Origin of the sequence: Pseudoalteromonas sp. SW0106-04 (assembly GCF_001293805.1) — a bacterium.
In the GTDB taxonomy this organism is placed as follows: Bacteria; Pseudomonadota; Gammaproteobacteria; order Enterobacterales; family Alteromonadaceae; genus Pseudoalteromonas; species Pseudoalteromonas ruthenica.
Genome location: NZ_BCAI01000027.1, coordinates 1 through 13,069 on the forward strand (window position 1 = coordinate 1; position 13,069 = coordinate 13,069).

Below are 13,069 nucleotides of genomic sequence, written 5' to 3' on the forward strand. Positions count from 1 at the left end.
CGAGTTGCTTTCGCGTCTCGAGGGCTGTGCATTCTACTCAACCCTGCTTTGTTGTCAACACTTTATTTTAAGAAGTTTGCATTTTTCAATGCGTCTTTTAAAACTCAGTTTTACTTGACTCACTCAACTCGTTGAATCGCTTGTTTGTAAGCAGTCCGCCGTGTCGGTGGATGCGCATTATAGGGAGATTCGATTTCCACGCAACCCCTTTTTTAAAGAAAACTGCAAAAAATAGATCGTTCGCTCAAATTCCGGCCTATATAAACACTTTTACTACGTTATTAACGCTATAATTACCTCATGTTAGGGAGAAAACCGATCTCCCGAACACATTTTCGCCAACTCTATTGTGCTTCGGCAGAGCGCTAGCTAAAGTGGAACAAGATCACCTTAAAGGGATAACTATGACTATACAAAGCTACAAAGGTAAAGCACCGAATATTGATAAGACCGCCTATGTTCATGAGTCAGCGGTGCTGGTTGGAGATATAGAGGTCGCTGAGAACGCAAGTATTTGGCCACTCGTAGCCGCTCGCGGCGATGTAAACTATATGCGCATTGGTAAACGCACTAATATTCAAGATGGTTCGGTACTGCACCTTACGCGTGCCAGTAAAGCGAACCCCGAAGGTTACCCACTTATTATTGGCGACGATGTCACGGTAGGACACAAGGCCATGCTCCATGGCTGCAAGCTAGGAAACCGTATTCTCGTTGGTATGGGTGCCATTATCATGGACAACGTCACCGTCGAAGATGATGTGATTATCGCCGGTGGCGCGCTTGTTCCCCCGAATAAAACGCTGCATTCTGGATACTTGTATGTTGGCAGCCCAGCAAAGCAAGCTCGACCACTGAGTGATGACGAACGTAAATTTTTGAAAGTATCCGCAGATAATTATGTGCGCTTAAAAGACGAATACTTTAACGAAGTGGTGCCAGTGGTGGAATAACCACTTGGCCCTCGGCGGTAAACTCCTCATCTTCGATAAGTTGCTGCGCGACCTCTTCGTAGTCAAATCTTAATTTCGCAAAGTGTGTAAGCGCATCACTGCGTTCGATATTGTCCATATCTATAGTGCAGGGTATTAGCATGCCATTGGCCATAGCGTAAAAGGTGAGTACTCCATTGATGTACTCTACACGATCTACGAATTGGATAGCTTGATTCATTTTAACTGCCCCTCTCTTAAGGCACGAATGACTGGTTCGCAGTCAGGCATAAAGCCACGCCACAAGGCAAATGCATGAGCGGCTTGAGCCACCAGCATGCCGAGACCATCAACACAAGAAACATAATTGTTTATGTCACCTGCCCAGCGCATAAAGCTGGTTGGCTGATCGGCATAGTACATATCATAAGCATACTGGCAGTGTTTCATTACCTTAGTATCAATATCTGGAACCTGACCGTGAACACTGGACGAAGTGGAGTTGATAACAATATCAAAAGGGCCTTCACTTAACTCCGTAAAGCCACAGCCATGAACCGCTACGTTGCTCTCTATACGCTCTGCCAACTGCTGTGCTTTACTTGCGGTACGATTAGCGATCGTGAGTGAGCCGATACCACTTTCGATTAAGGGTAATACAGCCCCTTTCGCAGCTCCTCCCGCTCCGAGTAGTAATACATGTCTATCGCGCAGCTGACCAAAGGCCCGTTGCAAGTCGCTGACCAAGCCAATGCCGTCGGTGTTGTCGCCCATTAACTTGCCTTGCGGAGTAAGCACTAAGGTATTAACCGCTGCCGCTAATTGCGCGCGCTCAGTTAAGGTGTCAGCCAACGCAAAAGCACGTTCTTTAAAAGGCAAAGTGACATTGGCTCCCTTGCCACCGGCGGCGAAAAAGTCAGTCACCGACTGCTCAAAGCCTGCTAACGGTGCTAAAATGCGCTGGTAATCCACCTCTACCCCCTGCTGGCGAGCAAACGCTTGGTGAATAAGGGGAGATTTAGAGTGCTTAATAGGGTTACCAAAAACCGCGTATTTATCCATTATCTTTCCTAATAATTGAGCAGGCTATGAAGCAGTTACTTAAACGCATCCTCAAAAAAGATGCAAATTCATCAACCACCGCTGCCAAAACCGGGCACCCGACCGTGTCACAGACTCCTTATGATATGATTGGAGGTGAGCTAGGGGCCCGCGCTCTAGCTAATCGATTTTACGATATTATGGCTCAAGATGAATACGCGAAACCTTTATATGATATGCATCCCCAGCCATTAGACCGAATTCGTCAGGTGTTTTTTGAGTTTCTCTCTGGCTGGCTCGGTGGGCCTGATTTATTTGTAGAACAATACGGCCACCCGCGCCTAAGACAGCGCCATATGCCCTTTCCTATTGATAAAGACTTACGTGACCAGTGGATGCACTGTATGAACAAAGCGCTTGATCAAGAAATTGACAACCCGGTATTGCGAGAAAACCTGCGCCAATCATTGGCGCAGCTTGCAAGTCATATGATCAATTCACAGTAGCGTACTAAGCTAGCCAGTCCTGTGGCTTTAAGTAATGCTCATATAGTTTCGCCTCGGCAGTGCCTGGGGCGGGTGTATAGTCATATTCCCATCTCGCCAGCGGTGGCATAGACATGAGAATAGACTCTGTACGGCCACCGCTTTGCAAGCCAAATAAGGTGCCTCGGTCCCAAACTAAATTGAACTCTACATAACGACCGCGACGATAAAGCTGAAATTGGCGCTGCTGTTCGTCATAGTCAGTGTCTTTTCGCTTGCTGACTATCGGCAGATAAGCATCTAAATAGCCATTACCCACCGCCTGCATAAAGGCAAAACTTTTTTCGAATCCCCATTCATTGAGATCATCAAAAAATAATCCGCCAACACCTCGGGTTTCATCACGATGTTTCAAATAGAAGTAATCATCACACCACTTCTTATATTTTGGATAAACATCCTCCCCGAATGGGTCGCATAAATCTTTAGCAACCTGATGCCAATGCTCTACATCTTCACGTTCAGGGTAAAAAGGTGTTAAATCAAATCCACCACCAAACCACCAAATAGGCTGCTCGCCCTCTTTCTCAGCGATAAAAAAGCGTACGTTGGCATGGCTGGTTGGGATATGCGGGTTTTTCGGATGAATAACCAATGAGACACCACACGCATGAAAACTTCGTCCAGCAAGCTCAGGCCGATGTGCTGTTGCTGATGCAGGCATTGACGCACCAAACACGTGAGAAAAATTGACACCGCCTTGCTCGATAATAGCCCCGTCACGAATAACGCGCGTACGTCCGCCACCGCCCTCTTCTCGCTGCCAAGCATCTTCTACAAACTGTGCCTTGCCATCAGCCTGCTCTAGACCAGCGCAGATCTCATCCTGCAACGCTTTAAGGTACTCTTTCACTTGTGCTAAAAGTTGTGATGCCATGATTAACCTCGAAACGTTTGCCCGCTGAGGGCGTCTTTTATGGTGCTGGGGTGTTGCTGGCCCCCTAAGGGTTCATCAACATAGCAACCCACTTGTTCGGCAAACGCCGCTTTCGCAGCCGCAATTGAGCTAACCGGCTGCTCGCCACTTAAGTTGGCACTCGTTGACACTAAAGGGCCACCAAAGGCTTGGCATAAACGCTTCACTGTTGGGTGATTGGTCACTCGCACCGCTATGCTATCAAACTTGCCAGTAAGCCATTTGGGCGTACCAGCGGCAGCCGGCATCACCCAAGTGACAGGGCCTGGCCACTGCGAAAATATATCAGCGCGCTTATCCATAGGAATTTTGTGATCGGCCACATAAGGCAGTAACTGACCGTAATTATCGGCAATAAGAATTAAACCCTTCTCAACTGGACGCTGCTTAATAGCCAATAGCTTTTCTACTGCCTTTTGGTTCATTGGGTCGCAACCCAGCCCGTACACGGCCTCTGTTGGGTAAAGAATAACCTCACCCTGTTGTAAGCTTTCTACAACCGGGTCTACTGTGATTGGCTCTGACACCTTCTAACTCTCCACATTCTCAGCTTGTTTATGCCCACAGGACTTTTGCGGACATTGTAACACAGGTCCCCCAGCAAGATTACGCTTGACCATGACCGGCCAATCACACTGAGGGCAAGCATGAGCCTCGGGCTCATAGTTCAAGCTGTATTTGCATTTGGGGTAAGCATCGCAAGAGTAAAAGGTTTTACCATATTTATTACTACGTTTAGTTAAACGACCATCATGACACTTTGGACAGGTTACTAGGTTTTGCTCTGGCTGCTGTTGCTTTTGATCGGCGATGTAATGGCACTGAGGGAAATTGGTACAGCCGATAAACATACCAAAGCGGCCGTTTTTCACCGCTAAAGGCGAATCACACTCAGGACAGAGATTATCGTCTAATACCTTAAGTACGGCTGTGTCATGTTGGTGCAAAGGACGAATGAAGTCACACTTCGGGTAGGCTGCGCACCCTAAAAAAGGACCGTTCTTAGAGTGCCGCATCACCAACTCACAACCACACTGGGGACACACTTCGTATTCTTTCTCTAGAGCATGTTGATTAGCATTAAATAACGAATGGTCGATCTTGCTCACGCACTACTCGCACTTTGGTGAATTTGCGCCCAATATACTGACCCCAACACAGAGATCAAGCTTAATGCAGTGTTGGGTTCGGGTCATCGAAAATTAAATCTTCCATTTGTGCATAAGCCTGCTCCTGCCCAGGCACACTTAACAACACCATCAGTACCACCCACTTCAAATCGTCCAGTGCAATTTGCTCTTGGTCCAGTGCCACAGCGCGATCGATAACCATCTCTCGAGTTGTGCTATTTATAACGCCAATTTGCTCTAGGAACATTAAAAAGCCTTGGCACTGAGTATCAAGTTTCATACTTTCGTATTCGGTATAGATACGGCACGCTCCAGTTGGGGCATTATGCAAATAAGGGCGCTCGTCGCTATATTGCAACTGAGCTAATTGCTCCAACCAATCCAGTGCTTTAAATATTTCGCTGTTGTTGAACCCTGCTTTACGTAATTCGTCGGTGAGTACGTTCTCTTCAACAAAAATTTCACTCTCGCTGTGAATATAGTTTTCAAACAAATACATTAGGATATCAAACATGTTACCCGCCCCCTGTTTTTACATAGCCCTCTGAGGTGCTCTCTATTAGCCCCTCCAGCTCTAAATCGACTAGTTGTGTCAGTAGTTCTGTAATGGGTACTTCGGCGCTACTAGCAATGTCATCAACGCAAGTAGGCTCGTAACCAATATGACGAAGTATGCTGTTTTCATCCTCACGGTAAGTAGGTTCACTCTTTATATATAGACCGTTTTGCGCAGAAAAACCTAACTCGAGCAATACATCTTTTGCTGATTCGACCAATGCCGCGCCTTCTTTTATTAGCTTATGGCAGCCTTTGGCATAGGGATTATTAATCGAGCCCGGTATAGCCATTACCTCTCGGTTGTAGTCCGCAGCCAGTTCAGCCGTGATCAATGAACCACTCTTACGCTCAGCCTCAACCACTAAAGTAGCTACCGATAAGCCAGCGATAATGCGGTTACGTCTAGGGAAATGCATAGCCCGAGCCGGAGTTGTGGGCACAAACTCACTGACTAATAGACCCTTTGCCAAAATATCATCACGTAAGGCTTTATTGCGGCGGGGGTAACAAATATCAACACCAGTGCCAAGCACGGCTACAGTTTGACCTGTCGCCATCAGAGCCCCCTGATGAGACATGGCGTCTACGCCCATTGCCATGCCTGAAGTGATTGTTAGCCCCGCAGCACTCAATTGCTGGGCTATTTCTTGGGCACATCGCTTCCCAGCAAGTGAAGCACTGCGACTGCCGACCATCGCGATTTGTGGTAGCTTGAGAAGCTGGGTATTGCCTCTGCAAAACAGTAATAGCGGTGGATCGGGTAGCTCAGCTAACAGCTTGGGGTAAGCAGACGTACCCAAGGCTATAACATCAATACCCTGATGTTTGAATGCTTGAATTTTGCGCTCGTAGTTAGCCATATTAAGCGCTGAAAGGGCTACAATAATGTTCGCTTTTACGCCGTAGCATTGCAAACACTCGGGCTCCGTAACCATACGGGCTAACGGTACGTGCGTAAGCAACTTATTGACATCGCGGCAGCTGAGTCCACGAACATAGAGCAAAGCCAGTAATGCGGCTTGATGGAAATGTAAATCGGCCTCTGACGAGGCCGATGATAACGGTAACTGTTGTGCCATGCTCCCTCCTTGAGCACAACCCAACGCAGTGTACGATCAGCTGTTACTAATTAACACTGACTACATCGCCAACGCGAATTGGGCGTAGCGTTTTTGTGACAATGGCATAGCTCACTCTATCTTGTACTTTCAGTACCATAAGCTCGCCGACTTTCTCTTTCGGCATATGCCACGTGGTGTTGTCACCATCCTCTTCGAAATTAAAGGACTCTTCAATGTTAGACGCAACTTTCTCGTAAGTGCTCGCGTCTTCTTTATAACTTGGCCCATCGTCACCATCAACCACGGTGGGTGACTGTCGACGAATATCAAACATATGTCCTGCTTTCACTTCGTCTGTCAGGCCACGATTGAGTACCACGATGTCCATCTTGCTGAATTCACGCAGCTCATTGGTTGACGCAATAATTTCGCCATCAATTTCCTTGTCAGGGCGACGCATTTTAAAGAACGCAGGCAAGCTTTGCCCTTCGCTGACGGGCAGTAAGAAGTCACCAGCATTAATTTCACGCTTCACATCGTTAACAAACACAGAGGCTGGCACACCGTTATCGAAGTCTCCCGAGCGGAACGCACGCGCAGTAGCAACGAGCTTCACCTCGTAGCCAAGCACTTCTTCTGTTTGTGGGTCAATGTAAGGGTCATCTTTGTGGTAAATAGCGTAGTTACGGTTCCGTTCTAAATCGCCTTTAACGTAAAGAATGTGGCCTTTAGTTGGGCGCTTAACGTTCTCATTAGCACCTAACACATAGGGCTGAGCCGCTATTTGCTCTTCACTTAGCGCCTGTTCATAGGTTAAAAATGGACGCAATAGCTCTAAAGAAATAGTTGGAATAGCGCTATCACTCTTCATGGTTTTGCGACCATGGGGAGTTAGTTTTTGATAGTTTTCTGGACGCTCCATCACTAAGCGAGGTCGACCCTGAGCGTCATACACAAGGTATAACGTATCACCCGGATAAATAAGGTGAGGGTTATCAATTTGTGGATTCATTTGCCACAGCTCTGGCCATAACCAAGGCTTGTCCAAATAAATAGCAGAGATATCCCATAACGTATCTCCCTTTTCTACCACATACTGCTCAGGGGCATTTTCTTTTACCGTTAGAACATCTGCTAATGATGGAAAAGCAGCCGCAAGTGCTAATACGGCAGCCGATAGCTGTTTTATCATTGTAATGAGCTTCCTCAAGCTTGTTTTATTATAATTATTACCCAATAACCTGTTAAAGGTGCACACGAATGGCTAAAATAAAAACATAACACAATACCCGATATTTAGCACAATTTTTAATAAGGTAGCTATGGCACTTTTAGAAGTACTTCGATTCCCTGATGAACGTTTGCGCACAGTCGCTCAACCAGTAACCGATATTAACGATGATGTTCGCACCATCGTCAAAGACATGTTAGAGACCATGTACGATGAAAATGGTATTGGTCTTGCGGCCACCCAGGTTGATATTCATCAGCGTATCGTCGTCATCGATGTTTCCGACGAGCGCGACCAGCCGTTGGTTCTTATTAATCCTGAGATTACTCATAAAGACGGCTCTACGGTCAGTGAAGAGGGTTGTCTATCCGTTCCAAACTCCTATGCGAAGGTTGATCGCGCTGAAACGGTGACAGTAAAAGCCCTGAATGAACAAGGTGAAGAATTCAGCCTTGACGCCGACGGCTTACTGGCCATTTGCATTCAACATGAATTAGATCACCTACTAGGTAAGCTATTCATTGATTACTTATCTCCTTTGAAGCGCCAACGTATTCGCAAGAAGCTTGAAAAAGAAGCGCGTCTTGCCGCAAAAGCTCAGTAACAAGGATAAACAGTGACTCAAGCTCTTCGCATCGTATTTGCCGGTACGCCGGATTTTGCCGCCCGCCATTTGCAGGCACTTATTGACTCAGAACATGAGGTGGTTGGCGTGTACAGCCAGCCTGATCGCCCCGCAGGTAGAGGAAAAAAGCTCAAGGCCAGTGAGGTTAAAACGCTTGCTTTAGAGCATAACTTAACGGTTTATCAGCCAACTTCTCTAAAAGACGAGCAGGCACAACAGCAACTTGCAGAGCTAAACGCCGACGTTATGGTGGTAGTTGCGTACGGGTTGTTATTGCCAAAAGCGATTTTAACAACCCCCAGATTAGGTTGCCTCAATGTCCACGGCTCCATTTTACCTCGATGGCGAGGCGCAGCCCCTATTCAGCGCGCTATCTGGGCTGGCGATAAGGAAACGGGCATCACTATTATGCAAATGGATGAAGGTCTTGATACTGGCGATATGCTGAGTATTGCTCGTTGCCCTATCGCAGCTGATGAAACCTCAGCTTCATTGTACGCCAAGCTTGCGCAGCTAGGCCCTTCAGCGTTAATTGATACCTTAGCCAAGCTCTCTACCATAGAGCCAGAGCCCCAAGACGATGCTCAAGCAAACTACGCTAAAAAATTATCTAAAGAAGAGGCGGAGTTAGACTGGCAGCTCGATGCCGAGCAATTAGCTCGCAACGTGAGGGCCTTTAACCCATGGCCTATTTGTTTTACCAAGATGCAAGGCAATACCGTCAAGGTGTGGCAAGCCGACGTTGTTACCGAGCAAGGTGCACCTGGGCAAATATTGCGGGCCGATAAAAACGGTATTGTGGTCGCCTGTGCCAACCATGCTCTGTGCATTACCGAGCTTCAACCGCCAGGCAAAAAACCTATGTCTGCCCAAGACTTTTTAAACGGCCGAGCCGATTGGGTTAGTGTGGGTAGCACCTTGGCACATATTGCAGGCGAAACCCATGAGTAATGTTCGCGCCCAAGCGGCGCACACACTTTATCACGTCGTCGATCGCGGGGTTTCTCTCTCGGCAGCTCTGCCCCGCTACAGCCGGGACCTCAATCCAAAAGATAAAGCCTTGATGCAGCAAATCTGTTATGGCGTCTTACGCTACCTGCCAAGCCTAGAGTTTTATTGTCAGCAACTGCTGGACGAGCCCCTCAAAGGTAAACGTCGTGTCTATCAGTTTTTACTCTATGTTGGCCTGTACCAATTAATACATATGCGTGTTCCCGAGCATGCCGCAGTGGGTGAAACCGTTAATGCACTCAAAGCGATGCGCGCACCTGGCCTGAAGGGCCTAGTTAATGCCGTATTACGCAATTTCCAGCGCCAACGCGATGAGCTCGAAGCCGCAGCAACACAGATCGATGCTTGTAAATATAATCACCCAGGCTGGTTATTAAAAAAGCTTAAGCGCGACTACCCAGAACATTGGCACACCATTGTTGCCCAAAACCAGACGCAAGCGCCCATGTGGTTACGCGTGAATCAACGTCAGTATTCTTGCGAGCAATATGCGCACCTGCTCAGCAAACAAGGTATCGAGTACAGTCAATTTGCCGATTACCAAGATGCAATAAAGCTTAAAAAAGCTGTGGATGTACAGAAACTACCAGAGTTTTTCGCAGGGGCAAGCTCTGTCCAAGATGCAGCTGCCCAGCAAGCCGCGAGGCTGCTTGGCGCACAAGATGGTGAATATGTGCTCGACGCCTGCGCCGCGCCGGGCGGCAAAACCTGTCACATACTTGAGTTGGCCGATGCAAAAGTGGTGGCACTTGACTGTGACGCTGAACGTCTAGACAAAGTGCGCGCTAACTTACAGCGATTACATCTTGATGCCGAACTTGTTTGCGCCCAAGCACAAGACACTGAGTCATGGTGGCAAGGTCAGCAATTTGATCGCATTTTATTGGATGTTCCCTGCTCAGCAACAGGGGTGATACGCCGTCATCCTGATATTAAGTGGTTAAGACGGCACTCTGATATTGACGAGCTCGCCAAGCTACAGGGACAAATCCTTGATGCTATTTGGCCATTATTGAAGCCGGGCGGGACTTTACTTTATGCCACTTGTTCGGTGCTATCAGAAGAGAATCAAGAGCAGATGAAAGCCTTCTTCACACGCCATAGTGATGCTCAGCATAGCCCCCTGCACGAGCAAGACTCTTTAGCTCAACCAGGGTGGCAATTATTACCTGGCGACACCGATGGCTTCTATTACGCAAAAATAATAAAACAGTGATATAGCAATGAAAATTATCATCTTAGGCGCGGGGCAAGTCGGCGGAACACTGGCTGAAAATCTTGTCGGCGAGCAGAACGAAATCACCGTTGTCGACATTGATGGCGATCGCTTGCGCGAGCTACAGGACAAATATGACCTGCAAGGAGTCACTGGGCACAGTGCTCACCCCGATATTTTGCGTAAGGCCGGCGCTGAAGATGCTGATATGATTATTGCCGTCACCAGCTCCGATGAAGTCAACATGGTGGCCTGCCAAGTGGCCTACAGTATTTTTAATACACCCACCAAGATTGCCCGTATTCGCTCGGAGCAATACCTGCGCTATCGTCAGCAGTTGTTCCATAATGACGATTTGCCGGTGGATCACTATATCGCTCCTGAGCAACTTGTTACCAAGTACATCCGTCGCCTCATTGATTACCCAGGGGCCTTACAAGTGCTGCAATTTGCCGATGGCAAGTTGTCTCTGGTCGCAGTCAAAGCCTACTATGGCGGTTTACTCGTTGGTTATGCGCTATCAGCATTGAAAGAGCACATTCCCAATGTAGAGACTCGTGTTGCTGCAATTTACCGCCAAGGCAAGGCTATTAAACCCTTGGGCACCACTGTGATTGAAGCCGACGATGAGATCTTTTTTATTGCCGCAACCAAGCATATTCGTGCGGTAATGAGTGAACTGCAAAAGCTTGAGCGTTCTTATAAGAAGATCATGATCGCCGGTGGCGGTAACATTGGTGCTGGCTTAGCGCGCTCGTTGGAAAAAAACCATAGCGTTAAGCTGCTGGAACGTAACCCACAACGAGCTGAGCAACTATCTGAAATGCTCGATGATACTGTGGTTTTTTGTGGTGATGCGTCTGATCAGGAGCTGCTATCAGAAGAGCATATTGAGCAAGTCGATGTATTCATTGCGGTGACCAATGACGACGAAGCCAATATTATGTCAGCGATGTTGGCAAAACGTATGGGGGCGCAAAAAACCATGGTGCTCATTCAACGTGGCGCCTATGTTGACTTGGTGCAAGGCGGCGAAATTGACATTGCTATTTCACCACAGCAAGCGACCATTTCAGCCCTGCTGACTCACGTAAGACGCGGTGACATCGTCAATGTTTACTCGTTACGTAAAGGCGCGGCAGAGGCAATTGAAGCCGTAGCCCATGGTGATGAGAACACCTCTAAAGTGGTAGGCAGAGCTATCTCTGAAATTAAACTACCTGCAGGGACCACTATTGGCGCTATCGTGCGCAATGATGACGTACTGATAGCCCATGATGATACAGTGATCCAAAGTGGTGACCATGTCATTATGTTCTTGATAGATAAAAAACACATTCATGTGGTTGAGAAGCTCTTCCAAGTCAGCGCAATGTTTCTGTAATACATAAAAAAGCAGCCTTAGTGGGTGGACTAAGACTGCTTTTGCGTTGCTCTAATGGGTCTGGGTATTTACTCAGCGTGAGAAAATTCTTCCTTAGATAGCTCGCCATTTCCATCAATATCAAGCTCATCAAATTTAGTTAGAATCGCTGCATCTGCACTTGCCTCTTCCTTGCTGATGCTGCCATTACCGTCGACATCCAATGTATCAAAAGTAGAACCTGCGATAGCTGTTGCAGAAGAAGCCAAAATCGCCATAGCAAGTAGTGTGTTAGTCGTTTTCATCATGCTTTCCTCTTAGTTGGCGTTAAATTACTCAGCTTTTGCGAATTCTTTTTCGCTCAGCTCACCGTCTTTATTGGCGTCCAAATCCTTGAACTGCTGCATTAGCTCTGGATACTTAGACGCTTCTTCCATGCTGATAGCGCCGTTGCTATCTACGTCTACACTGTTAAAGTCCATATCCAATGCGAATGCTGATGATGCGCTTACTAAACCTACGATAGCGACTGCTTTTGTTGAATTTTTCATAATGTATCCTCTTTACTGTGTGGTGTTGTCAGGTGTTGCGCAGCCGTTACTGCGCTTTAGCAAATTCTTGCTCAGATAGCTCACCGTTCATGTCAGTATCCAAGTCTTTAAATTGACTCATAAGCTCAGGATACTTAGACGCCTCTTCCATGCTGATAGCGCCGTTGCCGTCGGCATCAATAGTGTTAAAATCTGCATCCAATGCGAAAGCTGAAGATGCGCCTACAAGTGCCATTAATGCGACTGTGTGTTTCATGGTTTTCATAACTTGCTCCTTACCTTGTTTGGTAAATAATTGGGTTACTCGGCTTTTTCGAACTCTGCTTTTGAGAGCTCACCGTTGCCATCTGTATCGAGTTGATCGAACTGCTCCATTAGAGCGGCATCGACAGAGGCCTCTTGAACACTGATAGCGCCATTGCCGTCGGCATCAAGTGCGTTAAAATCTGCTGCAAATACAGCGCTTGATGCAGCTAAAGTGACAAATGCGATTGTTGACGTCATACCTTTCATAACAAATCCCTCTTAACGGAAATAAAGTGCGTGAGAAAGAGCGAATAGCGCTCAAATATTGCTTAAGCTTGCTCGAACTCTTCTTTTGAAAGCTCACCGTTACCATCGGTATCTAGCTTGTCGAAGTGCTTGCTAAGCTCTGCATCCACTGCTGCTTCTTGCTTGCTGATAGCGCCATTGCCGTCTGCATCTAAGGTAGAGAAATCTGCTGCAAATGCTGCGCTTGAAGCTGCTAAAGTGATAAGTGCTAAAGTTGAAGTCATGCGTTTCATAATAAGTATCCTTCTGGACTGAAAACTAAAATCTGAAATTGATGTTTAAACTAAGCGCTTAAGCTTGTTCAAACTCTTCTTTTGACAGCTCACCGTTACCATCG

At 47.1% G+C, this 13,069-nt stretch carries 19 protein-coding genes; 6 read left to right on the top strand and 13 right to left on the bottom strand.

Annotated elements, in window-relative coordinates:
* Positions 1-404 precede the first annotated feature (404 nt).
* Entirely contained in the window at positions 405-953 is a 549-nt protein-coding gene (locus W04_RS18460) for a gamma carbonic anhydrase family protein (RefSeq protein WP_053911912.1), read from the top strand.
* On the opposite strand, the gene W04_RS18465 is transcribed toward W04_RS18460, so the two are convergent.
* Both W04_RS18465 and aroE read right to left on the bottom strand, forming a co-directional pair.
* Positions 925-1,173 (bottom strand): DUF1488 family protein, encoded by a 249-nt coding sequence (locus W04_RS18465; protein WP_053911913.1) that lies wholly within the window; start codon positions 1,171-1,173, stop codon positions 925-927. The genes W04_RS18460 and W04_RS18465 overlap by 29 nt on opposite strands.
* A complete protein-coding gene (gene aroE / locus W04_RS18470; RefSeq protein WP_053911914.1) occupies positions 1,170-1,994 on the bottom strand; it encodes a shikimate dehydrogenase in 825 nt (274 codons plus the stop codon). The genes W04_RS18465 and aroE overlap by 4 nt, the downstream gene beginning before the upstream one ends.
* A gap of 26 nt (positions 1,995-2,020) precedes the next feature.
* Here aroE and W04_RS18475 point away from each other — a divergent pair, with 26 nt between their 5' ends.
* On the top strand, positions 2,021-2,479 hold the full coding sequence (locus W04_RS18475; protein ID WP_053911915.1) for a group II truncated hemoglobin: 459 nt from the start codon (positions 2,021-2,023) through the stop codon (positions 2,477-2,479).
* Positions 2,480-2,483: 4 nt separating this feature from the next.
* Here W04_RS18475 and hemF read toward each other — a convergent pair whose 3' ends face one another.
* From hemF to W04_RS18505, 6 genes are all read right to left on the bottom strand, one after another.
* A complete protein-coding gene (gene hemF / locus W04_RS18480; protein ID WP_053911916.1) occupies positions 2,484-3,395 on the bottom strand; it encodes an oxygen-dependent coproporphyrinogen oxidase in 912 nt (303 codons plus the stop codon).
* Positions 3,396-3,397: 2 nt separating this feature from the next.
* Positions 3,398-3,961: an L-threonylcarbamoyladenylate synthase gene (locus W04_RS18485; protein ID WP_053911917.1), complete on the bottom strand. Its 564-nt coding sequence runs from the start codon at positions 3,959-3,961 to the stop codon at positions 3,398-3,400.
* Positions 3,962-3,964: 3 nt separating this feature from the next.
* Positions 3,965-4,543, bottom strand: a complete 579-nt coding sequence (locus W04_RS18490) for a type I DNA topoisomerase (protein WP_053911918.1) — start codon at positions 4,541-4,543, stop codon at positions 3,965-3,967.
* A 61-nt stretch (positions 4,544-4,604) separates the two neighbouring features.
* Complete coding sequence (locus W04_RS18495) at positions 4,605-5,078, bottom strand: DUF494 family protein (protein WP_045980674.1); 474 nt, start codon at positions 5,076-5,078, stop codon at positions 4,605-4,607.
* Position 5,079: 1 nt separating this feature from the next.
* Positions 5,080-6,201: a DNA-processing protein DprA gene (gene dprA / locus W04_RS18500; RefSeq protein WP_053911919.1), complete on the bottom strand. Its 1,122-nt coding sequence runs from the start codon at positions 6,199-6,201 to the stop codon at positions 5,080-5,082.
* Between the two features lie 46 nt (positions 6,202-6,247).
* The gene (locus tag W04_RS18505; RefSeq protein WP_022946917.1) at positions 6,248-7,375 is read right to left on the bottom strand and encodes a LysM peptidoglycan-binding domain-containing protein; all 1,128 of its coding nucleotides are present in this window, start codon (positions 7,373-7,375) and stop codon (positions 6,248-6,250) included.
* Positions 7,376-7,505: 130 nt separating this feature from the next.
* Here W04_RS18505 and def point away from each other — a divergent pair, with 130 nt between their 5' ends.
* From def to trkA, 4 genes are read left to right on the top strand one after another with little or no spacing between them, the layout of a single operon-like run.
* A complete protein-coding gene (gene def / locus W04_RS18510) occupies positions 7,506-8,018 on the top strand; it encodes a peptide deformylase (protein WP_022946916.1) in 513 nt (170 codons plus the stop codon).
* A gap of 12 nt (positions 8,019-8,030) precedes the next feature.
* Entirely contained in the window at positions 8,031-8,990 is a 960-nt protein-coding gene (gene fmt / locus W04_RS18515; RefSeq protein WP_053911920.1) for a methionyl-tRNA formyltransferase, read from the top strand.
* A complete protein-coding gene (rsmB, locus tag W04_RS18520) occupies positions 8,983-10,266 on the top strand; it encodes a 16S rRNA (cytosine(967)-C(5))-methyltransferase RsmB (protein WP_053911921.1) in 1,284 nt (427 codons plus the stop codon). Before fmt ends, rsmB begins: the two co-directional genes overlap by 8 nt.
* 7 nt (positions 10,267-10,273) lie before the next feature.
* The gene (trkA, locus tag W04_RS18525) at positions 10,274-11,650 is read left to right on the top strand and encodes a Trk system potassium transporter TrkA (protein WP_022946913.1); all 1,377 of its coding nucleotides are present in this window, start codon (positions 10,274-10,276) and stop codon (positions 11,648-11,650) included.
* Between the two features lie 68 nt (positions 11,651-11,718).
* Here trkA and W04_RS18530 read toward each other — a convergent pair whose 3' ends face one another.
* From W04_RS18530 to W04_RS18550, 5 genes are all read right to left on the bottom strand, one after another.
* Positions 11,719-11,934 (bottom strand): calmodulin, encoded by a 216-nt coding sequence (locus tag W04_RS18530; RefSeq protein ID WP_053911922.1) that lies wholly within the window; start codon positions 11,932-11,934, stop codon positions 11,719-11,721.
* 27 nt (positions 11,935-11,961) lie between these two features.
* Complete coding sequence (locus tag W04_RS18535) at positions 11,962-12,180, bottom strand: calmodulin (protein WP_022946911.1); 219 nt, start codon at positions 12,178-12,180, stop codon at positions 11,962-11,964.
* A 46-nt stretch (positions 12,181-12,226) separates the two neighbouring features.
* The gene (locus W04_RS18540) at positions 12,227-12,445 is read right to left on the bottom strand and encodes a calmodulin (RefSeq protein WP_022946910.1); all 219 of its coding nucleotides are present in this window, start codon (positions 12,443-12,445) and stop codon (positions 12,227-12,229) included.
* A gap of 35 nt (positions 12,446-12,480) precedes the next feature.
* Positions 12,481-12,693 carry a calmodulin gene (locus tag W04_RS18545; RefSeq protein WP_022946909.1) on the bottom strand — a complete coding sequence of 71 codons (213 nt, stop codon included), beginning with the start codon at positions 12,691-12,693 and terminating at the stop codon, positions 12,481-12,483.
* A 62-nt stretch (positions 12,694-12,755) separates the two neighbouring features.
* On the bottom strand, positions 12,756-12,965 hold the full coding sequence (locus W04_RS18550) for an EF-hand domain-containing protein (protein WP_022946908.1): 210 nt from the start codon (positions 12,963-12,965) through the stop codon (positions 12,756-12,758).
* Positions 12,966-13,069: the final 104 nt, after the last annotated feature.

Bases quoted from the DNA above. Each gene is read 5' to 3' on its own strand.
- W04_RS18460 (WP_053911912.1), top strand. From the start codon at position 405: ATGACTATACAAAGCTACAAAGGTAAAGCACCGAATATTGATAAGACC.
- W04_RS18465 (WP_053911913.1), bottom strand. From the start codon at position 1,173: ATGAATCAAGCTATCCAATTCGTAGATCGTGTAGAGTACATCAATGGA.
- aroE (WP_053911914.1), bottom strand. From the start codon at position 1,994: ATGGATAAATACGCGGTTTTTGGTAACCCTATTAAGCACTCTAAATCT.
- W04_RS18475 (WP_053911915.1), top strand. From the start codon at position 2,021: ATGAAGCAGTTACTTAAACGCATCCTCAAAAAAGATGCAAATTCATCA.
- hemF (WP_053911916.1), bottom strand. From the start codon at position 3,395: ATGGCATCACAACTTTTAGCACAAGTGAAAGAGTACCTTAAAGCGTTG.
- W04_RS18495 (WP_045980674.1), bottom strand. From the start codon at position 5,078: ATGTTTGATATCCTAATGTATTTGTTTGAAAACTATATTCACAGCGAG.
- dprA (WP_053911919.1), bottom strand. From the start codon at position 6,201: ATGGCACAACAGTTACCGTTATCATCGGCCTCGTCAGAGGCCGATTTA.
- W04_RS18505 (WP_022946917.1), bottom strand. From the start codon at position 7,375: ATGATAAAACAGCTATCGGCTGCCGTATTAGCACTTGCGGCTGCTTTT.
- def (WP_022946916.1), top strand. From the start codon at position 7,506: ATGGCACTTTTAGAAGTACTTCGATTCCCTGATGAACGTTTGCGCACA.
- rsmB (WP_053911921.1), top strand. From the start codon at position 8,983: ATGAGTAATGTTCGCGCCCAAGCGGCGCACACACTTTATCACGTCGTC.
- trkA (WP_022946913.1), top strand. From the start codon at position 10,274: ATGAAAATTATCATCTTAGGCGCGGGGCAAGTCGGCGGAACACTGGCT.
- W04_RS18530 (WP_053911922.1), bottom strand. From the start codon at position 11,934: ATGAAAACGACTAACACACTACTTGCTATGGCGATTTTGGCTTCTTCT.
- W04_RS18535 (WP_022946911.1), bottom strand. From the start codon at position 12,180: ATGAAAAATTCAACAAAAGCAGTCGCTATCGTAGGTTTAGTAAGCGCA.
- W04_RS18540 (WP_022946910.1), bottom strand. From the start codon at position 12,445: ATGAAAACCATGAAACACACAGTCGCATTAATGGCACTTGTAGGCGCA.
- W04_RS18545 (WP_022946909.1), bottom strand. From the start codon at position 12,693: ATGAAAGGTATGACGTCAACAATCGCATTTGTCACTTTAGCTGCATCA.
- W04_RS18550 (WP_022946908.1), bottom strand. From the start codon at position 12,965: ATGAAACGCATGACTTCAACTTTAGCACTTATCACTTTAGCAGCTTCA.